The organism is Pseudomonas sp. 2822-17, from assembly GCF_002742485.1.
Lineage (GTDB): Bacteria > Pseudomonadota > Gammaproteobacteria > Pseudomonadales > Pseudomonadaceae > Aquipseudomonas > Aquipseudomonas cyclaminis.
The window spans coordinates 1-381 of record NZ_LJRZ01000444.1 but is presented as its reverse complement, the minus strand read 5'-3'; the positions used below and the strand labels follow the sequence as shown (position 1 = coordinate 381).

At 40.4% G+C, this 381-nt stretch carries 1 pseudogene; it reads left to right on the top strand.

Annotation, left to right across the window (positions count from 1 at the left end):
- Window positions 1-381: pseudogene (locus tag AOA60_RS16005) on the top strand (hypothetical protein); the annotation flags it as partial.

The window sequence follows — 381 nt, the reverse complement described above, 5'->3', positions numbered from 1 at the left end:
CTCCTCTATGCCAGAAACCCATCCTTCAATGATGAAATGAAAAGGGAGACAGAAGAATTTATCATTAAACATGGTGGTTTAAACAACGCCCATGTATCTACTAAATTTTTTCTTGCTTTAAACGATTTATATCCATGGCCTCAAATATTCCCATTCCCCTTTAGTATTCTCCTCATTCCAGATGGCTTTCCAGGGAGTTTTCATAGTATGACGAGCTATGTGAAAACACACTTTGCTCCAATGTTCATCACAGCAAAGAAGAGGTTTTCCGTTCGAACAAAATGGACTCCGAACTTGGATCATCTGATTACTGACGAGAAACGCCGGAAAAGAGTAAAGCGGATGCTTCAAAGAATACCAACTCTCTTCCAACGCCTCCAC